The sequence below is a fragment of the Martinezella sp. CNPSo 3795 genome, from assembly GCF_057784475.1.
Genome location: NZ_JBXSOQ010000002.1, coordinates 350,859 through 374,178, shown reverse-complemented (window position 1 = coordinate 374,178; position 23,320 = coordinate 350,859). Strand labels below are relative to the sequence as shown.

19 protein-coding genes are annotated in these 23,320 nt (G+C 60.7%); 13 read left to right on the top strand and 6 right to left on the bottom strand.

Annotated features, from left to right (window positions below; genetic code table 11):
- The first annotated feature begins 2 nt into the window (after window positions 1-2).
- Both xdhB and xdhC read left to right on the top strand, forming a co-directional pair.
- Window positions 3-2,357, top strand: a complete 2,355-nt coding sequence (gene xdhB, locus AC13QY_RS06620; protein ID WP_488492986.1) for a xanthine dehydrogenase molybdopterin binding subunit — start codon at window positions 3-5, stop codon at window positions 2,355-2,357.
- A gap of 4 nt (window positions 2,358-2,361) precedes the next feature.
- The gene (xdhC, locus tag AC13QY_RS06615; protein WP_488492985.1) at window positions 2,362-3,213 is read left to right on the top strand and encodes a xanthine dehydrogenase accessory protein XdhC; all 852 of its coding nucleotides are present in this window, start codon (window positions 2,362-2,364) and stop codon (window positions 3,211-3,213) included.
- Here the strand turns inward: xdhC and AC13QY_RS06610 are convergent.
- From AC13QY_RS06610 to AC13QY_RS06600, 3 genes are all read right to left on the bottom strand, one after another.
- Window positions 3,203-3,643 (bottom strand): PIN domain-containing protein, encoded by a 441-nt coding sequence (locus tag AC13QY_RS06610; protein WP_488492984.1) that lies wholly within the window; start codon window positions 3,641-3,643, stop codon window positions 3,203-3,205. The two genes, xdhC and AC13QY_RS06610, sit on opposite strands and share 11 nt — an antisense overlap.
- A gap of 2 nt (window positions 3,644-3,645) precedes the next feature.
- Window positions 3,646-3,897 carry a type II toxin-antitoxin system Phd/YefM family antitoxin gene (locus AC13QY_RS06605; RefSeq protein WP_488492983.1) on the bottom strand — a complete coding sequence of 84 codons (252 nt, stop codon included), beginning with the start codon at window positions 3,895-3,897 and terminating at the stop codon, window positions 3,646-3,648.
- A gap of 82 nt (window positions 3,898-3,979) precedes the next feature.
- A complete protein-coding gene (locus AC13QY_RS06600; RefSeq protein WP_113331745.1) occupies window positions 3,980-4,918 on the bottom strand; it encodes a LysR family transcriptional regulator in 939 nt (312 codons plus the stop codon).
- 155 nt (window positions 4,919-5,073) lie between these two features.
- Between AC13QY_RS06600 and AC13QY_RS06595 the strand changes: the two genes are divergently transcribed.
- On the top strand, window positions 5,074-6,312 hold the full coding sequence (locus AC13QY_RS06595; RefSeq protein WP_488492982.1) for a urate hydroxylase PuuD: 1,239 nt from the start codon (window positions 5,074-5,076) through the stop codon (window positions 6,310-6,312).
- Window positions 6,309-7,652, top strand: a complete 1,344-nt coding sequence (gene guaD / locus AC13QY_RS06590) for a guanine deaminase (RefSeq protein ID WP_113331743.1) — start codon at window positions 6,309-6,311, stop codon at window positions 7,650-7,652. The genes AC13QY_RS06595 and guaD overlap by 4 nt, the downstream gene beginning before the upstream one ends.
- Before the next feature lie 60 nt (window positions 7,653-7,712).
- Here the strand turns inward: guaD and bhcR are convergent, their stop codons facing one another.
- Window positions 7,713-8,540 (bottom strand): HTH-type transcriptional regulator BhcR, encoded by an 828-nt coding sequence (bhcR, locus tag AC13QY_RS06585; protein ID WP_113331742.1) that lies wholly within the window; start codon window positions 8,538-8,540, stop codon window positions 7,713-7,715.
- A 194-nt stretch (window positions 8,541-8,734) separates the two neighbouring features.
- On the opposite strand from bhcR, the gene gcl reads away from it, so the two are divergent.
- The 7 genes from gcl (at window position 8,735) to AC13QY_RS06550 (ending at window position 19,055) form a co-directional block, all read left to right on the top strand.
- Entirely contained in the window at window positions 8,735-10,519 is a 1,785-nt protein-coding gene (gcl, locus tag AC13QY_RS06580; protein ID WP_488492981.1) for a glyoxylate carboligase, read from the top strand.
- Window positions 10,520-10,531: 12 nt separating this feature from the next.
- Complete coding sequence (gene hyi, locus AC13QY_RS06575) at window positions 10,532-11,347, top strand: hydroxypyruvate isomerase (RefSeq protein ID WP_488492980.1); 816 nt, start codon at window positions 10,532-10,534, stop codon at window positions 11,345-11,347.
- 5 nt (window positions 11,348-11,352) lie between these two features.
- Window positions 11,353-12,237, top strand: coding sequence for a 2-hydroxy-3-oxopropionate reductase (gene glxR / locus AC13QY_RS06570; protein WP_113331739.1), 885 nt, complete (start codon window positions 11,353-11,355; stop codon window positions 12,235-12,237).
- A 15-nt stretch (window positions 12,238-12,252) separates the two neighbouring features.
- Window positions 12,253-13,521, top strand: coding sequence for a glycerate kinase type-2 family protein (locus AC13QY_RS06565; RefSeq protein ID WP_488492979.1), 1,269 nt, complete (start codon window positions 12,253-12,255; stop codon window positions 13,519-13,521).
- Between the two features lie 551 nt (window positions 13,522-14,072).
- The gene (locus tag AC13QY_RS06560) at window positions 14,073-14,540 is read left to right on the top strand and encodes a putative pterin-binding protein (RefSeq protein ID WP_488492978.1); all 468 of its coding nucleotides are present in this window, start codon (window positions 14,073-14,075) and stop codon (window positions 14,538-14,540) included.
- 12 nt (window positions 14,541-14,552) lie between these two features.
- Window positions 14,553-16,955 (top strand): putative bifunctional diguanylate cyclase/phosphodiesterase, encoded by a 2,403-nt coding sequence (locus AC13QY_RS06555; protein ID WP_488492977.1) that lies wholly within the window; start codon window positions 14,553-14,555, stop codon window positions 16,953-16,955.
- A 471-nt stretch (window positions 16,956-17,426) separates the two neighbouring features.
- On the top strand, window positions 17,427-19,055 hold the full coding sequence (locus tag AC13QY_RS06550; protein ID WP_488492976.1) for an MFS transporter: 1,629 nt from the start codon (window positions 17,427-17,429) through the stop codon (window positions 19,053-19,055).
- Between the two features lie 3 nt (window positions 19,056-19,058).
- Here AC13QY_RS06550 and AC13QY_RS06545 read toward each other — a convergent pair whose 3' ends face one another.
- Window positions 19,059-19,868 carry an AraC family transcriptional regulator gene (locus AC13QY_RS06545; protein WP_488492975.1) on the bottom strand — a complete coding sequence of 270 codons (810 nt, stop codon included), beginning with the start codon at window positions 19,866-19,868 and terminating at the stop codon, window positions 19,059-19,061.
- Between the two features lie 94 nt (window positions 19,869-19,962).
- On the opposite strand from AC13QY_RS06545, the gene AC13QY_RS06540 reads away from it, so the two are divergent.
- Window positions 19,963-21,159, top strand: a complete 1,197-nt coding sequence (locus AC13QY_RS06540; protein ID WP_113331734.1) for an MFS transporter — start codon at window positions 19,963-19,965, stop codon at window positions 21,157-21,159.
- Window positions 21,160-21,215: 56 nt separating this feature from the next.
- Here AC13QY_RS06540 and AC13QY_RS06535 read toward each other — a convergent pair whose 3' ends face one another.
- A complete protein-coding gene (locus tag AC13QY_RS06535) occupies window positions 21,216-21,776 on the bottom strand; it encodes a thioredoxin (RefSeq protein ID WP_113331733.1) in 561 nt (186 codons plus the stop codon).
- Between the two features lie 396 nt (window positions 21,777-22,172).
- Here AC13QY_RS06535 and AC13QY_RS06530 point away from each other — a divergent pair, with 396 nt between their 5' ends.
- Window positions 22,173-23,267, top strand: a complete 1,095-nt coding sequence (locus AC13QY_RS06530; protein WP_488492974.1) for a hypothetical protein — start codon at window positions 22,173-22,175, stop codon at window positions 23,265-23,267.
- Window positions 23,268-23,320 lie beyond the last annotated feature (53 nt).

Below are 23,320 nucleotides of genomic sequence, written 5' to 3'. Positions count from 1 at the left end.
ACATGAACAAGCACACTCCCGATCTCAAACCCGAAGCCATCATTGGCGGCGTCCATTCCAGCCCGCGCCATGATTCCGCCCACAAGCATGTCTCCGGTGCCGCCGTCTATATCGACGACATCACCGAACCCACGGGCACCCTTCACGCCGGCCTCGGCCTGTCCACCGTGGCGCACGGCATCCTGAAATCCGTCGATCTCTCAGCCGTGCGGGCCGCCCCCGGCGTCGTTGCCGTCCTCACCCATGAGGATGTGCCCGGCGTCAACGATATCTCGCCCTCTTACATGAACGATGACCCCGTGCTTGCCGCCGGCAAGGTCGAGTTTCACGGCCAGCCGATCTTTTGCGTGATCGCCGAAACGCGCGAGCAGGCGCGCCGCGCCGCAAGGCTGGCAAAGATCGAGTACGAGGAATTGCCTGCTGATATTGACATCTGGGATCTGGATGTTTCCACTCATAAGCAGGTCGTCACGCCGCTAACGCTGAAGCGTGGCGATGCATCGGCCGCCCTTGCGAATGCTCCGCGGCGCGTGACGGGCCGCATGCGGCTCGGCGGCCAGGATCATTTCTATCTCGAAGGCCAAGTCTCGCTCGCTGTTCCCGGTGAGGACGACGAGGTGGTTGTCTATTGCTCTACCCAAGGCCCGAGCGAGACGCAGCACATGGTCGCTCATGCGCTTGGCGTGCCGAGCAATGCTGTTACGATCGAGGTTCGGCGCATGGGTGGCGGCTTCGGCGGCAAGGAAACCCAGGCGAACCAATGCGCCGCGATCGCTGCCATCGCCGCCAAGAAGCTGAAGCGCGCCGTCAAGATCCGGCTCGACCGCGACGAAGACATGATCGCGACCGGCAAGCGGCATGATTTCGCCATCGACTACGATGTGGGCTTTGACGACGAAGGCCGCATCCTTGCCGTCGACTATACCTTCGCGCTTCGCGCCGGCTTCTCAGCCGATCTGTCCGGTCCGGTCGGCGACCGTGCGCTGTTTCACTGCGACAATGCCTATTTCTTTCCGCATGTTCATGCGAAATCGGCGCCGCTCTATACCAATACCGTCTCCAACACGGCCTTTCGCGGCTTCGGCGGTCCGCAGGGAATGGTCGGCGCCGAACGGGTCATCGACGAGGTGGCCTTCGCCGTCGGCAAGGACCCGCTCGAAATTCGCAAACTGAATTTCTATGACGCGATGGGCGTCGATGGTGAGCGCAACCTTACCCCCTACCACCAGAAGGTCGAGGACTGCATCATTCAGCGCATCGTCGCCGAACTGGAGGAAAGCGCTGACTATGCCGGACGCCGCAAGGCGATCGCCGAGTTCAATGCCAAGAGCCGCATCGTCAAGCGCGGCATCGCGCTGACTCCAGTGAAATTCGGCATCTCCTTCACCAAGACGGAGTCGAACCAGGCCGGCGCGCTGGTGCATGTCTATAGCGATGGCTCCGTGCACATGAACCATGGCGGCACCGAGATGGGACAAGGCTTGCACCTGAAGGTGGCGCAGGTCGTGGCGGAAGAATTCCAGATCGATCTCGACCGGGTGAAGATCACCGCGACGACCACGGCCAAGGTGCCGAACACCTCACCGACCGCGGCCTCCTCGGGTGCCGATCTCAACGGCATGGCGGCCCAGAATGCCGCGCGCCAGATCAAGGAGCGACTGATCGCCTTTGCCGCGGAAAGCCACCAGGTGCCGCGCGACAAGGTTCTCTTCCTGCCCAACCGGGTGCGCATCGGCGACATCGAGATGCCGTTCGACGATCTCGTCAAGAAGGCCTATATGGCCCGCGTCCAGCTTTCGGCGGCCGGCTTCTACAAGACGCCGAAGATCCATTGGGACCGCAAGACGGGCCGCGGTCATGCCTTCTACTACTATGCCTATGGCGCGGCGTGCTCGGAGGTGTCGATCGACACGCTGACCGGCGAATATGTCGTCGAACGCGCCGATATCCTGCACGATACCGGCCGTTCACTGAATAAAGCCATCGATATCGGCCAGGTCGAAGGCGGCTTCATCCAGGGCATGGGCTGGCTGACGACGGAAGAGCTCTGGTGGGACGGCAAGGGGCGGCTTCGAACGCACGCGCCCTCGACTTACAAGATCCCGCTTGCATCCGACCGGCCAAAGATTTTCAATGTGGCCCTAACCGATTGGTCGGAGGCCCATGAGCCGACGATCCATCGGTCCAAGGCGGTCGGCGAGCCGCCGCTGCCGCTCGGCCTCTCCGTCTTGCATGCCCTTTCGGATGCCGTGGCGAGCGTCGCCGACCACAAGATCTGCCCGCGTCTCGACGCGCCGGCGACACCCGAACGGGTGCTGATGGCGATCGAGCGTCTCAAGGCGGCGAAGAAGGAGTAAGATCATGCCTGCCGCCCGTGAAGATATCCGGGATTTCCTACGCCGCGAACCGGCATCGATTCTCGTTGAGGTGACGGGGGTCGCAGGTTCCGCGCCGCGCGACGCGGATGCCTGGATGCTGGTTTCGGAGCGGGCAATCTTTGCGACAATCGGCGGCGGAACACTGGAATATATGGCGATCGACCAGGCACGACGGGCATTGCGCTCCGGCCTTGCGGCGGAGCCGATGAACGTACCGCTCGGCCCGGAGATCGGCCAATGCTGCGGCGGTCGGGTGGGCCTCGCCTTCACCGCCCTCAGTCCAGCGCTTGCGAATGATCTCATAGCTCGGAGCGACCGCGAGATGGCCACACGCCCACATGTCTATGTTTTCGGCGCCGGTCATGTCGGCGATGCGCTTGCCATGGCGCTTTCGCTCGCGCCATTACGCGTGGTACTTGTCGATACGCGAGAGGAAGAGCTTGTCGCCAGCTCCGTGCCAGGCATTGAAACCTGTCTCACGGCCATGCCTGAGGCTGTCGTGCGCGATGCGCCGGCCGGCAGCAGCTTCGTCATTCTCACCCATGATCACGCGCTCGATTTCCTGATTGCCGCCGAGGCGCTCAAACGTAACGATGCAGCCTATGTCGGCATGATCGGCTCCAAGACGAAGCGCGCCACCTTCCGCAACTGGCTGTCGCGTGAAAGCGGGCATGCGGAGCTTTTCGATCGCCTCGTCTGCCCAATCGGCGGAACGGCGGTGAAAGACAAGCGTCCCACGGTCATCGCCACACTTGCCGCCGCCGAGATCATGACAGCGGCGCTGACTTGGACGGCCGCGGCACAGCTAGCCGCGGCAAAACCTGTTATCGGATAACGGGCAACTGCTTGAAGGGATTGGCGAACGGCACGCCGAGCGGCGCGAAATGCCGCTCATTGGCCGTCAAAACCGTGAGGCCGCATGCAGCGGCGATGGCGGCGATGGCAATGTCCTCGAAGCCGGGGGCGTGAGCACGCGCCCGGTCAAGCATCAGGCCAGCATGCTGCGCCTCCTCAACTCCGAAGGGCAGGATACGGCCGGCATAGAAATGTTCCACCGCGGCGAGCCAGCGGCGCAGGTGCTTCGCTTTCGTCGTCGCCCCAATCCTAACGATGCGGGCGATGCCTGCCTCGATCTCGGCGATGGTGATGGCCGAAAGATAAAGCCGGTCACTATTGGCACGCAGCCAGGCCGCGAATGCATCAACGCCGACTTGGCGTTTGGTTGGTGCATCGGCTGATACGATATTGGTATCCAGAAGATACAAGATCAGAAGCCGTTTCCACGCAATGAGCGCGCGGGCTTTCGCGATCGCTCTGGAATATCGGCGGGCTCGCCGGGAAAGGCGAGAAGCAGATCGGGGAAATCAGGTACTTTGGAGACCCTTTGCCATTCCTCGAAGGAAACCAGCACCGCTTCCTTCCGGCCATGGCGGGTAATAACGGTCGGCTCACCGGCCACCGCTTGATCGACCACGGCCGAAAGCCTCGCCTTCGCATCCTTGAGCTGGATTTCCTTCATGCCGCCTCTCCATATGACCACCGATAGTCATATGTGATTTCACTGAATTGAGCCAAGTGGAGATCAATCTGTCGCGTTCGATTCACGAGGCTGCGGCCACTGGCTCGTCCTCGAGCAGCTTGCCGATGAGCCGCTGACAGCGCTCCGCCATGAAATCGATCATCAGGCGGACCTTCGGATCCTGGAAACGCTTGTGCGGATAGATGGCGGCGAGCTGAACCGGAGCTGGCGGACTTTCCTTCAGGATCTCCACCAATCGCCCTTCCCTGAGATAGGTCTTCACTTCAAATAGCGGCTTGTTGATGATGCCGCGGTCTTCCAGCGCCCATTGTGTCAGCACATCGCCATCGTCGCTGTCATAAGGGCCCGCGACCTCGAACTTGCGGGTACCTTCCGCCGTCATCAGCGTCCAGTAATATTCCTTCGATCCCGGATAGCGCAGCAAGAGACAGTCATGCTTGTCGGCGATCAACGCATCCGCGCTCGCCGGCACGCCACGACTTGCAAGGTAGGCAGGTGATGCGCAAAGCACCCGCTCGCAATTGAGGATACCGCGCATGCGCAGGTTCGAATCCTCCAGCACGCCAAGCTTGAAGGCGACGTCGACGCCTTCGGCGAGGATGTCGACATTGTGGTCCGACAGGCGCAAGCGTACTTCGATATCCGGATATTTGTCATGAAATTCCGGAATGCCCGAGGCGATCAGCCTTCGGCCGATGCCGAGCGGCGCGGTGATCCTCAGCGATCCCTTCGGGTTTCGCGAAAGATCGGCGATCGCCGCTTCCGCCTCATTGACAGCCTCGATGATCTTCACCGCTTTTTCGTAGAAAACGCGGCCATGCTCGGTCGGCGAGAGCTTACGCGTGGTGCGGTTGAAGAGGCGCACGCCAAGGTGACGCTCGAGTTCCTTGATGCGGTTGCTCGCCACCGCAGGCGTGACGCGCTGGTCGCGGCCTGCCGCCGAAAGGGTACCGAGTTCGACCACGCGAACGAAGACACGCACATTATCAAGATAGGACATGGCTCTTTCTACCACATTGGCGCGCGGAACAAACCAGGGTTCATCTTATAGATTTTTTTGAAAGTGTTGGCGGATTCACCGGGATTTTCGAGAAAATCGCCCGATGGCAAACAGTCCCGTGAAGATCAGGCCCATGAAGGCCGGGAGGAGTTCCCATGTATGAATATGCCATCGCCTGGGACTGGCTGACATTCGCCGTCCGCTGGCTGCACGTCATCACCGCCATCGCCTGGATTGGCTCGTCATTCTATTTCGTGGCACTCGACCTCGGCCTCAAGAAACATCCGGCCCTGCCGCCTGGCGCCTATGGCGAGGAGTGGCAGGTGCATGGCGGCGGCTTTTACCATATCCAGAAGTATCTGGTGGCGCCGGCCAACATGCCGGACCACCTCGTCTGGTTCAAATGGGAAAGCTACGTCACCTGGCTATCGGGCTTCGGCATGCTCTGTCTCGTCTATTACGCCGGCGCCGATCTCTACATGATCGACCCGGCCGTGCTTGACGTCTCCAAGCCGGTGGCGATCGCCATTTCGCTCTGCTCGATCGCCGGCGGCTGGCTCCTATACGACCTGATCTGCAAGTCGCCCTTCGGCAACGACAATACGCGGCTGATGGTGGCGCTCTATTTCATCCTGGTGGCGGTGGCCTGGGGCTATACCCATCTCTTTACCGGCCGCGCCGCCTTCCTGCATCTCGGCGCCTTCACCGCGACGATCATGTCGGCGAACGTCTTCTTCATCATCATTCCGAACCAGAAGATCGTCGTCGCCGACCTTCTTGCCGGGCGTACGCCAGATGCGAAATACGGCAGGATCGCCAAGCAGCGGTCAACCCACAATAACTACCTGACGCTGCCGGTGCTGTTCCTGATGCTGTCGAACCACTATCCGCTGGCTTTCGGCACACAATTCAACTGGATCATCGCCTCGCTCGTCTTCCTGATGGGCGTCACCATCCGCCACTGGTTCAACACCCGCCACGCCAATGCCGGCAACCCGACCTGGACCTGGCTGATCACCGTCGTGCTCTTCATCATTATCATGTGGCTCTCCACGGTACCGAAGATCCTGACCGGCGAACCCGCAACGAAGGTCTCTGCCATCCAGCAGCCCTTCATAACGGCGCAGGACTTTCCAAAGGTCCGCGATACCGTGATGGGACGCTGCTCCATGTGCCATGCGAAGGAGCCGAGCTGGGAGGGCATCGTCGCTCCGCCGAAGGGCGTGATGTTCGAGACCGATCGCGATATCGCCGCCCATGCGCGCGAGATCTACCTGCAGGCCGGCCGCAGCCACGCCATGCCGCCCGCCAACGCCTCTCACATAACCGACGAGGAGCGCCGCCTGCTCGTCTCCTGGTATGAAAGTGCCGTCAATGGGGAGAAGACCCAATGAACGAAGTCCTGATCCGTGGCCGCGTGCTGACCTTCCTTGCCGAGCCACAAGGCATCGATGATACCGCCTCCTATCGCTATATCGAGGACGGCGCCGTCTTCGTCCACGACGGCAAGATCGTGGAAATCGGCATCTATGGCGACGTGAGAAAGCTGGCGGATGCCGGCATCAGGATCGCGGATCACCGCCCGAACCTCATCCTGCCGGGCTTTATCGACACGCATCTTCATTTTCCGCAAACGCAGGCGATCGCCTCCTATGGCGCGCAGCTGCTCGAATGGCTGAACACCTATATTTTCGTCGAGGAACAGAAGTTCGCCCGCGCCGCCCATGCGGCCGAAGTGGCCGACCGCTTCATGAACGAACTCCTGTCGAACGGCACGACGACGGCGGTTGCCTATTGTTCGGTGCATCCGGAAAGCGTCGACGCCTATTTCGCGGCGGCGGAAGCGCGCGGCATGTGTATGATCGGCGGTAAGGTGATGATGGACCGCAACGCGCCGGAGGCGCTGCGCGATACGCCGCAGCGCGGCTATGACGAAACAAAGCGGCTGATTGCGAAGTGGCACGGCCGCGGCCGCGCGCATTATGCCATCAGCCCTCGCTTTGCGATTACCTCGACGCCCGAGCAGATGGAAATGAGCAAGGCGCTCGTCGCCGAGCATCCGGACTGCTATGTCCAGACGCATCTCTCGGAAAATCGGGATGAGATTGCCTTTGCCACCTCTCTCTACCCCGAGGCCAAGGATTATACGGATATCTATGCTCGCTACGGTCTGCTCAACGACCGCATGCTGCTCGGCCATTGTATCCATATGAGCGAACGGGAAGTCGCGGTGCTTGCGGAGACCGGCGCGGTGGGTGTCTTCTGCCCGACCTCGAACCTCTTTCTCGGCTCGGGACTTTTCAACGCCGCACAGTTCGACAGGCTTGGCGCGCGCTGGTCGGTCGCAACCGATGTCGGCGCCGGGACCAGCTTCTCCATGCTGGAAACAATGGATGAAGCCTACAAGGTGTTGCATCTGCAGGGGCAGCGGCTGACGCCGTTCAACTCCTTCTATCGCATGACGCGCGGCAACGCCCTGGCGCTCGGTCTCGAAAAGCAGATCGGCTCGCTGCAGGCGGGCGCGGACGCCGATATCGTCGTGCTGGATTCCAGCGCCAAGTCGGCCATGGAATTCCGCATGCGCACGACAACCTCATTGGCGGAGGAGCTCTTTATCCTTCAGACCATGGGTGATGACCGTTGCGTTGCCGAAGTCTATGTCGCCGGCAAGGCGATGAAGACCAAGGGTAAGAAGACAGATACGACGCTACGCGAACAACTGCAGCTCGCCTGACCAAGTAAATGTGGCGGACCGGCAACGCCGTCGTCTCGGGAGAGACGGCGGCGAAGACGTTCAGGTCCGCTTCGAGCGTCCACCCATTGCCTTCGTCAATTCTTCCGCTGCGGCCCGCACGACAGGGCCGAGCGCAGCAACCCTTTCATCCGGCAACCGCACAGCCGGGCCTGAAATCGAAATTCCGGCAATAGCCTCGCCATATTCATCGAAGATTGGCGCCGCCACGCATCGCATGCCGAGCGTATGTTCCTCATCGTCGATCGACCAGCCGCGCGAGCGGATCTCGTCCATATCCGCGAGCAGCATAGGCAGAGTGTCGCGGGTTTTGTCGGTGAAATGCTGCAACGGACGCTCCTGGAGCAAAGTCTTTATCTCGCTGTCCGCCCAGGTGGAGAGGATTGCCTTGCCTATGCCCGATGCATGGATCGGCCCGCGGCGGCCAGGGCGGAAGAAGGCGCGCATCGGCGCGTGGCTTTCCGCTTGCGAGATGAAGACGACGTCACCGTCCTCCTCGATGGCGATATTGGCGGTCTCACCGGATGCCTCCATCAACTGCTTGAGGAAAGGTCGGCTGATCGTGCCAAGCTTGCGGAAGCGCAAGTAGGCGGTTCCGATTTCGAAGGCTTTCACCCCGATCGTCCATGCGCCGGTCTCATCGTCATGCGCCACCATGCCGTGCTGAGCAAGAGACGTCAGTAGCCGGTGGACGGTGGAAGGCGCCATGGCCGACCGGTCAGCGAGATCGGTCAAAACCGCGCCGTCGGCTTGCGCCACCAACTCCAAGAGTTTCAGACTGCGATCGAGCACTTGGACGGATGAAGCCGCCGCGTTCCCTGCCGGTTTCCGGCCCGGTCTGCCCCTCGTCTTTTCCCGATTTTCCGCCATGACGCTCACTCTAGACCAAACGCATGCCGCACAATTTGGCGCGACCCGCTTGGGCTTCATGACATATCCGCTTCGCCGCGATTGTTCCAGATTCGTTGAAAATGTTTATTTCCATATGATGGGATTAATTTCCATTTTTAGATTGCGCTTGTTCACCCATGCGGTACCTTCGATCCAGAAACGGAGGAAATCTCATGGCGAAGATGCGCGCAGTCGATGCCGCGGTGCTGGTTCTGGAAAAGGAAGGCGTCAATTGCGCCTTCGGCGTTCCCGGCGCTGCGATCAACCCCTTCTATTCCGCAATGAAGGCACGTGGTTCGATCCGCCATGTACTTGCCCGCCATGTCGAGGGTGCAAGCCATATGGCCGAGGGCTACACCCGCGCTCGCGCCGGCAATATCGGTGTCTGCATCGGAACGTCCGGACCTGCCGGCACCGACATGATCACCGGCCTTTATTCGGCTTCCGCCGATTCCATCCCGATCCTCTGCATTACCGGCCAGGCGCCGCGCGCCCGTCTGGACAAGGAGGATTTCCAGGCCGTCGATATCGCCAAGATCGCAGCCCCCGTCACCAAGTGGGCCGTGACCGTCATGGAACCGGCGCTGGTTCCTTACGCCTTCCAGAAGGCATTCCATACGATGCGCTCGGGTCGCCCTGGCCCTGTGCTCATCGATCTGCCCGTTGACGTCCAGCTCGCCGAGATCGAGTTCGATATCGACACCTATGCGCCGCTTGCCCCCTACAAGCCCTCGGCGACGCGGGCACAGGCGGAAAAGGCGCTTGCCATGCTGAACGCGGCCGAGCGGCCGCTGATCGTCGCGGGCGGCGGCATCATCAATGCCGATGCTTCCGACCTGCTCGTCGAATTCGCCGAAATCACAGGCGTCCCGGTCATCCCGACGCTGATGGGCTGGGGGACGATCCCGGACGATCATCCCCTGATGGCCGGCATGTGCGGGCTGCAGACCTCGCATCGCTACGGCAATGCGACGCTGCTTGCCTCCGATTTCGTCTTCGGCATCGGCAATCGCTGGGCGAACCGCCATACAGGAAATGTTTCGACCTATACGGAAGGGCGAACCTTCGTTCATGTCGATATCGAGCCGACTCAGATCGGCCGTGTCTTTGCTCCTGATTTCGGCATCGTCTCGGACGCGGGTGCCGCCCTGAAGCTCCTCCTCGACGTCGCGACCGAATGGAAGACCGGAGGCAAGCTGCGCGACTGGTCGGCCTGGGCCGAGGAGTGCCGCGAGCGCAAGCGGACCATGCTGCGCAAGACGCATTTCGACCAGACGCCGCTGAAGCCACAGCGTGTCTACGAGGAGATGAACAAGGCTTTCGATCGCGATACCTGCTATGTCTCGACCATCGGGCTTAGCCAGATCGCCGGCGCGCAGTTCCTGCACGTCTACAAGCCGCGTAACTGGATCAATTGCGGCCAGGCCGGCCCGCTCGGCTGGACGCTGCCGGCAGCACTTGGCGTGCGCGCCGCCGATCCGGATCGCCCGATCGTCGCGCTGTCGGGCGACTACGACTTCCAATTCCTCATCGAGGAGCTGGCCGTCGGCGCGCAGCACAAGCTCCCTTACCTGCATGTGGTCGTGAACAATTCTTATCTTGGCCTCATCCGCCAGGCCCAGCGCGGCTTCAACATGGATTTCGAGGTCAGCCTCGCCTTCGAGAACATCAATGCCACTGATAATGCGGAACCGGGCTATGGCGTCGACCATGTCGCCGTTGCCGAAGGCCTCGGCTGCAAGGCGATCCGCGTGCGCAGCCCGAACGAGTTCCAGGAAGCGTTCACGACAGCAAAGCAACTTATGGCGGAGCATCGGGTTCCCGTCGTCATCGAATTCATTCTGGAGCGCGTCACCAACATCGCCATGGGCGCCGACATCAATGCGGTCGTCGAGTTCGAGGAGCTTGCCGAACGCGGCGAGGATGCACCGACCGCAATCCTCGCATTGCTAGACTGAAGGAGGAACACAATGCCGAAATTTGCGGCCAATCTCACCATGCTCTTCACCGAGGCGCCGTTTCTGGATCGCTTCGCGCTGGCCGCCAGGGCGGGCTTCGAGGGCGTCGAATATCTGTTTCCGTACGATTTTACGAAGGAAACGCTGCGCGCCGAACTCGATCGCCATGGCCTGACGCAGGTGCTGCACAATCTGCCAGCTGGTAATTGGGCCGGCGGCGAACGCGGGATTGCGATCCTGCCCGATCGTATCGACGAATTCCGCCGCGGCGTTGCTTCCGCGATCGACTATGCGACGACCCTCGGCTGCAGCCAGATCAATTGCCTCTCAGGCATTGCGCCGGCCGGCGTGCCCGATGAGGTGCTGCGGACTACCTTCATCGTCAACCTCAAATATGCGGCGGAAGAGCTCGGCAAGCACGGGATCCGGCTACTGATCGAGCCGATCAACCGGTTCGACATTCCCGGCTTCTATCTCAACACGCCGGATCAGGCAGCCTCGATCATCGGCGAGGTCGGCAGCGACAACCTGTTCATTCAGTACGACCTCTATCATCAGCAGCGCACCGAGGGCGAATTGATCGGCACCTTTAGGAAGCATCAGACACGGATTGCCCATGTGCAGCTCGCCGACAATCCGGGTCGCAACGAACCGGGCACCGGCGAGATCGCCTACCCCTTTGTTTTCGAAGCGCTTGATGCACTCGGCTATGACGGCTGGATCGGCTGCGAATACAAGCCCCGCACCACGACCGCGGCGGGGCTCGGCTGGTTTGCCGCAGCAGGCCGCCACGCCGAAAGCGCAGCCATTCTCAATATCAGGAGCTAAACAGCATGGCACATATCGGATTTATCGGCCTCGGCATCATGGGCACTCCCATGGCGCGTCATCTGCAAAATGCCGGCCACATCGTCGTCACATCAAAGTTTTCCATTCCGCCGCGCCAGGAGCTGCTCGACAACGGCCTGCAATTCGTCGAAACGCCGAAGGCGCTCGCAGAAACCGTCGACACCATCATCCTGATGCTGCCGGATACACCTGAAGTGAAGGACGTGCTCTTCGGCGAGAACGGCGTCGCCTACGGCCTGTCCAAGGGCAAACTCGTCATCGACATGAGCTCGATCTCGCCGATCGAGACCAAGGAATTCGCCAGAAAGATTCGCGAGACCGGCGCCGAATATATCGACGCGCCCGTCTCCGGCGGCGAAGTCGGCGCCAAGAACGCCTCGCTTTCCATCATGGCCGGCGGTTCCGAAGCCAGTTTCGAGCGGGCGCTGCCGCTCTTCCAACTGATGGGCAAGAACATCACCCTCGTTGGCGATTGCGGCGATGGCCAGGTTACCAAGGTCGCCAACCAGATCATCGTCGCATTGACGATCGAGGCCGTGTCCGAGGCGCTTGTCTTCGCCTCCAAGGCCGGCGCCGATCCGGCTCGCGTGCGCTCGGCCTTGATGGGCGGTTTTGCCTCCTCGCGCATCCTCGAAGTACATGGCGAACGCATGATCAAGCGCACTTTCGAACCCGGATTCCGCATCTCGCTGCATCAGAAGGATTTGAACCTCGCCCTGCAGGGTGCCAAGGCGCTCGGCGTCTCGCTGCCGAACACCGCGGCGACGCAGGAGCTTTTCAACCAATGCGCCGCCAATGGCGATAGCGGACTCGACCATTCCGGTCTCGTCAAGGCGCTGGAGCGCATGGCGAACCATCCCGTCGCGTAACATGTGAGAAATCCGATGCCTGATATCGCCGATCCCCGCGCCTTTCTGGAAAAGCTGTTCTATGCGGCGGTCGCAGCCGCCGATCCGGATAAGGCACTGGTTCCCCATCTGCCTGAAAAGCCGAAAGGTCGGACAGTGGTGGTCGGTGCCGGCAAGGGGGCGGCGCAGATGGCGCGTGCCTTCGAGCGTCTTTGGGACGCACCGCTCTCCGGTGTCGTCGTCACGCGTTATGGCTATGCCGTGCCGTGTGAGCGCATCGAGGTTCTCGAGGCCGCGCATCCCGTGCCGGACGAAAGCGGTCTGCATGCATCAGATCGATTGATGGCAGCGGTAAATGGTCTTACGGAAGACGATCTGGTCGTCGCCCTGATCTGCGGCGGCGGCTCGGCACTGTTGCCTGCGCCGGCCGGCGATCTCACGCTTGCCGACGAGATCGCCGTCAATCGGGCCCTGCTTGCCTCCGGAGCGCCGATCGGCGCCATGAATGCCGTTCGCAAGCAGGTCTCGCGCATCAAGGGAGGGAGGCTGGCGGCCTTTGCCCATCCGGCAAGGGTCGTCTCCCTCGTCGTTTCCGATATCCCCGGCGACAACCCAGCCTTGGTCGCCTCCGGCCCGACCATCGCCGACGAGACGACCCGTGTAGATGCACTTGCGATCATAGAACATTACGGTCTCGACTTGCCCGACGCGGTGATGCGTCATCTCGAAGAGGGCAGGGATGAGCCGCCCCTGCCCTCGGACCCTCGTTTCGCTCGCAACGAGGTGAAGCTCGTTGCTTCGGCGGCCATCGCGCTGGATGCCGCCGCCGATGTCGCCCGCAAGGCCGGCGTCGAGACCATCGTGTTGTCCGATGCCATCGAGGGCGAGGCATCGGAGGTCGGTCGCCAACATGCGGCGATCGTCGCCAAGATCCTGCAGCGAGGTCTGGCGTCGCAAGACCCCATGCTTCTTCTGTCTGGCGGGGAAACCACGGTAACGATCAAGGGCCAGGGCAAAGGTGGCCGCAACAGCGAGTTCCTCCTGTCCTTCGCCTGCGCCATTTCCGGCCAGAAGGGCATCTCAGCGCTCGCCGCCGACACGGACGGCATCGACGGCTCGGAGGACAATGCCGGCGCCTTCGCCGATGGCACCACCGTTGCCCGGCTTGCCGATCGAAAGAGGGATGCGGCCGACTTCCTTCAGCGCAACGACAGCTGGTCGGCCTTCGCCGCTATCGACGACCTCTTTGTGAGCGGCCCGACCGGCACGAACGTCAACGACTTCCGCGCGATCCTGCTGCAATAGATCATCGCCGCCCGCCAATCGAGCGACTCGGAGTTATGCAGCCGGTGGCGTGACGCATTCTGTATTGAGCGGCGCAGTTGGAAAGCGTATGAGTTCAACAAAAAGCTGAACTATTTTTCTTGCTGGCAACGCCAACCGTTGCGGGCAAGCCGGGGGACCGTATCTATCATGAATTTGTTGCACTTGCTCACTATCGAGGAGTAGCAAGGAGAAGTGCTGTCGCGCCAGTCACTTTTTGGTTTGGTCACTGCACGTCTTCGGGATGATTGATGGGGAGATGAAATCGCAACGTCCTTAAAGCCGCCGAAGCTGCCGAGAAAATCCATATCGGCATCCGTCGACTTCATAGCAAAAGTGCAGATCAGTGGCACGTAACCGGGATCTTACCGAGCTGAAAATAGATCAGCGAATTCCGACAAATGCTACGCTAAATCTTGAGCTGTTAAGTTTGTTTCCATCGCCCTGTGGAACTTAACCGATCTTTAACAGCCAGTTGTGCAGGCTGGAGATAGAACGGGCAAGGCCCATACCCCGAAAGCATCGGACCCTCAATGCGTCTTCTCGCCTCAGTTATTTTTGCAGTCCTTGCTTTGTTCGTCGCGCCCGCCCTGGCGCAGGACGTGCCGTCGGTGACGATTACCGGTTCCTCGGGCTCGGTGACCTTCGATCGCAATCAGCTTGAGGCGATGGGCCTCGTGTCGATCAAGACTTCGACGCCTTGGAACGAAGGTGTCGTCAACTTCGAAGGCGTGCCAATGGCGCTGTTGCTTGAAAAGGCCAAGGCCCAAGGTTCGACGGCCACCGTCATCGCCCTCAATGATTATAGCGTCGATATCCCGACCAGCGATTTCACCAAGTTCGGCACGATCCTTGCCGTCAAGCGCAATGGCGCATATATGCCTATCGACGATCAGGGCCCGTTCTTTGTTATGTATCCATTCGACAGCAACCCCATCCTGCAGGGACAGCCCTATCACGGTCGTGCCGTCTGGCAGGTCAAGGCAATCTCCGTGAAATAGCCCCGGGGCCGCATGCGCTATCTCCGCACAGCGCTGATCATTGTGATCCTGGGTTTCATCACCTCGGCGATCTATATTTCCGCCTTGGTTTTCCAGCGCCAGACCGCCCTGCAAGATGTCGGCCTGGGCAACATCACCTGGACGATAGCCCAAGCTCCGAGTGAGTTCACCAGGCTCGAACAGCGCGTCAGTGCCATGGGCATGAACGATGGCCAGGTCGATGCACACGAAGTCAGGCTGCGCTTCGATATCGTCGTCAATCGCCTCAAGACCCTGCGATCCAACGGGGTCGAGAAGTTCGTACAATCCAACCCTCATATCGGCGAGACCCTCGACGACCTCGAAGAGGCGCTCAACCAGACCCGCCCACTGCTTAGCCAGCTTTCTGTGCCTGGCACACCGGCGCGGATCCTTGCGATCCTGGAGCCGATCTATCCGAAGCTGGCGCGGCTCTCCAGCGACAGCAACATGTGGTATTCGGCGCGCATTGCCGAAGACCGGCGCGGCCTCCTCGCGCTGCAACTGGCCCTGACATGGGTCACCGTCGGCATGCTCATAGGCGGTTGCCTGCTGATTCTGCTGCTGCTCATCCACAATGGCCTTCTGGGCCGGGCGCAGAAGATCCTGCAGGCCAAGGAGCAGACCCTGGCGATCCAGAATGCCCGGTTCGATGCGGCAATGGAGGCCATGTCGCTGGGCCTCTGCCTGCTCGACGACCAATATCGCGTCGTCGTTCACAATCCCCGTTTCCTGGCCCTGTTCGGTCTGGACGAAGTCCGGGCGAAGCTGGGCACACCCTTGGCTGATCTCATCGCGCCCGAATTGCTGCCTCCTGGATTATCAACCAGCGGGCCGCCTAGCGTTGCTGGCGATAAGGCGCGTGTCCGGAACGACATCGCCGTGCTCAGCGACCATATCCATCATCTCGCGAACGGCATGGTGCTGGCCGTATCGCACGAGCCGACGGCTGAGGGCGGTTGGGTCTGCACTTTCGAGGATGTCAGCGAGCGTCACCGCGCGCAGGATCGTGTGGTGCACATGGCCCATCACGACGCACTCACTGATATGCCCAATCGGCTGCTGTTCTGGGAAAGCGTCAGTCACGCACTGCGCGGATTGGCGGCCGGCGGCCAGTTATTCACCATACTCTATCTCGATCTCGACCGCTTCAAGGAAGTCAACGACACGCTGGGCCACCCCGTCGGCGACGTGTTGCTGCGCAAGGTCGCTAGGCGGCTGCGCAACACCGCGTCACAACATGACATCGTGGCACGATTGGGCGGTGACGAATTCGCCGTGCTGCATCGGTGCCTGGACTCCACCCTCGACAGCGCCCGCGATTTGTCGGAGCGCCTCATTGCCAGCATCAGCCGGCCTTATCGTGTCGATGGCAACGAGATCGTTGTCAGCACCTGCATCGGCATCGCGGTAGCACCGCGCGCTGGCGGTGATACCGGCCAACTGATGAAGAACGCCGACCTGGCGCTATACCAGGCCAAGGCCGATGGTAAGGGAGTCTACCGCATCTTCTCCCCGCAGATGGAGGAGGATCTCCAGAACCGGCGCAATCTGGAGGCGGATATGCGTCATGGCATCAAGCTTGGGCAATTCGAGATTCACTATCAGCCGCAGATTTCGCACAAGACCCGCAAGATCGTCGCCAGCGAAGCACTGGTGCGCTGGCGCCATCCCGAGCGCGGGCTGATCCCGCCGGCCGAATTCATCCCGCTGGCGGAGGAAACCGGCTTCATCGATACGCTCGGCAAATGGGTGCTGCAACGGGCATGCGAGGATGCCCTGAACTGGCCCGAGGACGTGCGCGTTTCGGTCAACCTCTCTCCGGTTCAGTTCCGTCAGACGGATCTGGTCGATATGGTCAAGAGTGTGCTGGAGTTCACGGAATTCGATGCACGGCGGCTGGAGCTGGAAATCACCGAGTCGGTGCTCTTGCGGGACAATGCGGCGAACATCGAGGTACTGAACCGGCTGCGTTCGCTCGGCTTGACCATCGCGCTTGACGATTTCGGCACCGGCTATTCTTCGCTGAACTATCTGCAGCGCTTCCCCTTCGATAAATTGAAAATCGATCGCAGTTTCGTGCGCGATCTAGAAAACCGGCCCGACAGCTTTGCCATCGTCCAGTCCATCGCTACGCTCGGTCGCAATCTCAAGATGCTGACCACGGCGGAGGGCGTCGAGACGCAAACCCAACTCGACATGGTCATCAAGGCCGGTTGCTCGGAGAGTCAGGGTTATTACTTCAGCCCGCCTGTCCCGGAAGCCGAATTCCGCGCCATGGTCGACCGGAAGAACAGCGATACCGGCGGAACCTCAAATGGTCGAAGCCCCAAACCTGGCAGAGACAAAAGTCCTGAGAAGACCGCAGACGCTGATTCCGCGGACGGGCAGTATTAGCCCATCCCCGACTGCACGGCACTGACCTAATGAGTGGATGACAAGTTCTCGGGGAAAGCGACCTGCCGTTCAAAGCTGACGCCAATATTGAGGGGTGCGTCCGACGACAAAGGATGGGGGCAGTCGTCGGACGCTGCACTGTCCGGCCCGAGGGTGGCATTCAGGCCGGCAATTAGAATATTAGCATCTACCGTAGATTTAGGTGAGCTACCCAATTGGATTGGAAGGCGGATAGGATGACCCCGATCGAATTGGCACGTTGCTCGAGTGAAAACCGTTCTTCGCAGCTTTGCCGTCCGAGACTTCATTCATGCGATTGCTGAATTCCGCCTCTATTGGCGAGAATATTATTCCAAAATCGTTTCGGAAATTAGCAAATCACTATAGGCTCGATTTCGACTCGGCTGCGCTTGCGCTTTGAGCAAGCCCGCTGCGCCGCCGAGCAAGATAATCCTGCGAAGAAAAGCCCACATGCCCAATAGACCCTCTCCGCTCGTCGCGTTCCAATCGAAGACTTTCCGCTCTCTCTGGTCGGCAACGCTCATCTCCAATCTCGGCGGATTGGTCGAAGGCGTCGGTGCCGCGTGGCTGATGACCAGCCTTGCGACATCACATGGCATGGTGGCGCTCGTTCAGTCCTCCACCACCCTGCCCGTCATGATCTTCTCGCTTGCTGCCGGAGCGCTGGCTGACAATTACGACCGCAGGCGGATCATGCTGATTGCACAGACGCTGATGCTCTCGGTCTCGGCGACGCTGGCGATCCTGTCCTACAGCAATGCGTTAACCCCTTGGCTTTTGCTCTGCTTCACCTTCCTGATTGGCTGCGGCGGCGCGCTTCACAATCCATCATGGCAGGCGTCGATGGGCGATGTCGTGCCACGCGAGCACCTGCCGGGTGCGGTCGCGCTGAACAGCATGAGCTACAACCTCATGCGCAGTATCGGGCCGGCGATCGGCGGCGTCATCGTCGCGGCAGCCGGTGCGGCCTTCGCGTTCCTCTTCAATGTCTTCTGTTACTTCGCGCTCATCATCACCCTATGGCGCTGGAAGACCGCGCCCGCCCGCAACACGCTGCCGCGCGAGCCGTTCGGCAGCGCGATGTCGGCAGGCTTTCGCTATGTGCTGATGTCGCCGAACCTTCTCAAGGTCATGTGCCGCAGTTTCGTCTTCGGCTTGACCGCGATCGTCATCCTGGCGCTCCTGCCTCTCGTGGCACGCGACCATGTCCACGGCACGGCGATCACCTACGGCATCATGCTCGGCTTCTTCGGCTTTGGCGCCATCTGCGGCGCGATGCTGATCGGCCGCATCCGCGATATCCTGAGCAATGAATGGGTGATCCGCGGTGCCTTCTTCACATTGGCGGTGAGCTGTTTCCTGCTTGCGCTAAGCAATCAGGTATGGCTGAGCTGCCTTATTCTCATGCCGGCCGGCGTCGCCTGGGTGCAGGCCTTCTCGCTCTTCAATGTCACGGTCCAGCTTTCCACGCCACGCTGGGTGGTCGGCCGCGCTCTGTCGCTCTATCAGACCGCGACCTTTGGCGGTATGGCGGTCGGAAGCTGGCTGTGGGGTGCACTGGCCGACGCCCACGGCGTCACGGGCGCGCTTTTCATCGCAAGCGTCGGCCTGGCAATAGGCGGGCTGCTTGGCCTGCTGCTGCGCCAGCCGGATTTCGAATCGCTTAATCTCGATCCGACGAACACCTTCAGCGAACCACAATTGCAGCTCGACCTGCGTTCCAGAAGCGGCCCCATCCTGGTCATGGTGGACTACGACATCGATCAGGAGGATGTGGCGGAATTTCTAGCCGTCATGGCCCAGCGTCGCCGGATGAGAATCCGCGACGGGGTAAAGCAATGGTCGCTGTTGCGCGATCTGGAAAAGCCGAACACCTGGACGGAAAGCTACCATCTGCCGACCTGGATCGATTATGTTCGCCACAGCCAGCGCCAGACGCATGCCGATGTCGAGGTCGCCGAACGCCTGGACAGATTGCATCGCGGCAACCGCCCGCCCGTCATCCACCACATGATTGAACGGCAGACGGTGCCCAGGCACGACGACATGCCATTGAAGCCCTATCTCGACGCGACATGATGGTCATGGCTGGGGACTCGCAACGGCGGAGCCGCTTCCAGCGTGCTGGCGCGCCATTTCGCGTGGCGAACAACCGAAGGCGCGCTTGAACATGGTCGTGAAGGCGGCCGGGTTCTTATAGCCAAGGTCAATCGCGATCGTCGTCACCGGCACGCCGGCGACAAGCCGCGGAAGCGCGGCATGCAGACAGGCCTGCTCGCGCCATTTGACGAAGCTCAGCCCCGTCTCCAGGCGAAACATGCGGGTAAACGCGCGGCGGCTCATGCGCATGTGGCTGGCCCATAGATCGATCGTATCATGCGTTGCCGGCCGCCTGAGGAAATCCTGGCATTTCTCAGCCAGCGTCCCGTTGCGCGGGATCGGCAGGGATAAGGGCAACGGCCTCAACCTTGCCAGTTCGTGCAGAAGCAATGCCATCAGGGCGCCGGCCCGATCATTGACGTCGTAATCGACCGGAATATCGACGGCTTCGGCGATGAGCGTGCGCAGCAGGGGCGAGATTTCGACCACCTGACAGTGATCCGGCATCGTCTTGATCGCTTCCGACTCAATGTAGAGACTGCGCATGCTGACCTTTCCGAGCATGCGAACGCTGTGGATCACGCCCGGAGGGATCCACATCCCACGCTCCGGCGGCATGACGAGCGTGCCGTCAGGCGTGGTCACGACCACGACGCCGGAAAACCCGTAGAGCAGTTGGGCACGGCGATGCTGGTGCGGTTCGACGCGGTGGCCGTCGCCATACTCGTTGCCGAGGGCGATGAGTGGCCGGTCGACATCGATGAATGGATCTATGCGGCTGTTCCTGACCATTCTGGCCCAGTCTCGTAAGAATTACGCCCTGTCGCGGTAGCGGGCAATTTTGTTTTCTAATATCAGCGCGACGAAACATTGAAAAGTGACGATCATGAGCCAGGTGATGAATCCGCCCCGCGCGGCTACGACGATATATCCGGTCATTATGGTGGCGAGCCTTGGCCACTTCATCAACGACGTCACCCAGGCATTGCTGCCGGCAAGCTATCCGGTGCTCAAGACTGGCTTTGACCTGAGCTTCGCCCAGCTCGGCGTGCTGACATTCGTCTACCAGATCACGGCCTCGATCCTGCAACCCTTCGTCGGCTGGTACACGGATGGACGGCCCCAGCCCTATTCATTGCCATTCGGCATGATCTGCAGCTGCGCCGGCATGATCACGCTCGGCATGGCGCCCAATTACCCAGCGCTACTCATGGGTGCGATACTGCTCGGCTTCGGCTCCTCGATCTTCCATCCGGAAGCCTCCCGCATCGCCCGCCTGGCATCAGGGGGAAAGCATGGCTTCGCCCAGTCCCTGTTCCAGGTCGGCGGTAATTTCGGCACCTCACTCGGCCCGCTGCTCGCAGCCTTCTTCATCCTTCCGCATGGCCAGCATGGAATGGCGGCGCTTGCGAGCCTGGCTTTTGCCGGCATTCTTATTCTTGCTGGCCTCGGCCGCTGGTATCAGCTGAATGGCAGCCATCTGCGCGCGCCGGCGAAATCTGGCAAGCCCCATAAGGCGCTGAGCCTGTCGCGCACCCGCGTCGGTCTTGCCATTGCCGTCCTGATCGCGCTGATCTTCTCGAAGTATTTCTATCTGGCGAGTTTCACCAGCTACTACAATTTCTATCTCATGGCACGGTTCGGCGTGACGGAACGGACGGCTCAGCTCTGCCAGTTCGTGTTCTTCGCCGCGGTCGCCGTCGGCACGATGGTCGGCGGCCCCGTGGGCGACCGCATCGGCCGCAAGAAGGTCATATGGGGTTCGATCCTCGGCATCCTGCCCTTCACCGTCGTTCTGCCCCATGCCAATCTCGAAACGACGATCATTCTCAGCGCGATCATCGGCACCGTCATTGCGTCGGCCTTTTCCGCGATCGTCGTCTACGCGCAGGAATTGCTACCGGGTCGTGTCGGCATGGTGTCCGGCCTGTTCTTCGGCTTCGCCTTCGGCATGGGCGGCATCGGCGCTGCCGCGCTTGGCGTGCTTGCCGACCACACCAGCATCGAGTTCGTATTCGAGCTTTGCGCCTTCCTGCCGCTGATCGGACTTTTGACGATCCTGCTGCCGAACGTCGAAGACTAAGGGCCCTCTGGAGCGAGGGCCCATGGAGGAAACATCGGCGCCTTGCCCTCTGGCTTTCACGAGGCGGAGATTCTCTTCACCCAGGCTTCGACGTCATCGCCGCTGCTCATGTCGGTCTGCACCAGTCCGTCGATCATGAAGGTCGGGGAAACGTGAATGCCGTTCTGCCGGGCATATTTGCAGTGCCACTTGATCTCCCGATCAAGATCCGGGATGGCAAAAGCCTCCTTCAACTTGATACCGCTGTAGCGCTCCAGCCGCTCGATCAGTTCATTCGGCGTCACATCCATATTCGGCCCGCCCGCGTGATGGGCGAATTCAAACTCCTCGCGGTGCGCCCCGATCGCGGCCATCACCTTCCTTGCGGTTTCCCTGCCGCCGGCAAGCGTCGACGCGGCAAGGATGCAGCGCACCAGAACACCCGAATACATATGCCAGGGCTGCGATTGCAGGCGGATCCTGATGGTGATCCTGTCCTCGCCCGCCAGCGCCAGCAAGGCATCGAGCTTGTTGAAGGCCCGGACCGAGAATGGGCAGGTCGGTTCCAGGAAAACCTCGAATATACGAGGTCCGTGACCCCAACTTAGCGGCTCTGCATGCCAGGCGGCATTGGTCATATTGATATCCTTCTTCGGTCTGGAAAATCCATATGGATGCGGAAGCTAAAGCATGACGCGCAAAAATGCGCAGCGTTTTTGTGACACCGACATGCGCGAGATCAGAAGTCTTAAGGGCGAGAAACGAATCTGAGAGATCGCGATGCGCTCCCGACGGACTCGTCCGTACCGGTCAAGGTTGCGGTACAAAAAGGTCACACCCAGACGGGTTTACTCTAGCATCACCATGAATTCGTCGAATGGCCTACAACCGGGTATTGAGTCATTGGGTAGAGTGTCTATTTCTTCGCGCCGCAGCTGTGGGCGCAAAGTGGGACTCCCGAAATTTTGCGAGGCCTCTGCTTCGCTTCCTGCTTTGCGGATGCCCACACAATCACTCGGAGTTTCAGGCAGACAATGACATTCCCGACAATCAAACTTCCAGAGAGAGCCCTGAGGCTTGGCCAGAACCTTATTTCAATGCCGAAAGCCGTCTATTTCTCCCTGCCGATCCTGATCGGCCTGACGGTTTTCATGGCTGTTTCCGAAGTGCCGGGCATATTGAGGGATTGGACGATCAGCCAAAATCCCGTCAAGCTGGCCAACGGCGATATCCGCGATGGGAAATGCTCGACCCGGAAGGGCTTCTTCACAACCTGCGAGGCGCATCTCAACTACGTCTACGATGGCCAGGCCTATGACAAGGATGTGGAGATCATGTTCGTCGATATCCATGTCGGTGACTATGACACGGACCTGGTCATCTCCGGCGACCATCCGGACCTGGCGACCCTCAGCCTCGGGCTGGATATGCTGTGGAACCGGATCATAACGCTTGCCGTGTTCGTCGCCCTTCTTGAGGGCGCCTGCATCGCCATGATCTTCCAGATCCTGCGTGTCTGGCGTGTTCGTGGGCAATTGCGCCGGGCTGCTCAGCTCGAGCCGGTCCCGGTGGAAATCACAGCCTTCCAGCGGCGAGGCAAGCGGCTGACGGTGACCTATACCGACAAGATCGCCGGCAGAAAAACCGGGCGCGTGGCCCATACGAACCTCGAGCCAGGACAGGAACCCCTGGTCGTCGGTGCAAAGGACGGCAAGGCCGTGGCGCTCGCCGTCTGGCATGGAAATACGGCTCTCCCAGTACTTTTGGACAGCCGACTGGAGCGGATCGACATGCCGGCGGAGGAACGTGCCGGTATTCTCGCGCCCCTGACAGCGGAACTTGGCGGTCATCCGCCGCAGCTCGTGGCACAAGGGAAGAAAAGGCCGTCCGTCATGGCGCGGCTTGCCAGGGTTTTCCTGGTCGTACTTCTCTTCATCGCCGGCATTTTCGGCTACTGGGTCTGGTATGTGACCAGTGCCAGTTCGCAATTCACCTCGCCCGCCATGGATCTCAACAATATGATGCCGACGCCCCTCAACCGCTGGGGCTGCGATCAGCTAAAGAAGCGCTTCGGTGATCAACGCGCGCCCTTTGGCTGTACCGCCTCGGACTATACGAGCTGGAAGTGACGTTCGACCGACAGAGATGGACGCGGCCTCCAACGAGTCCGCGTCCACTTGCC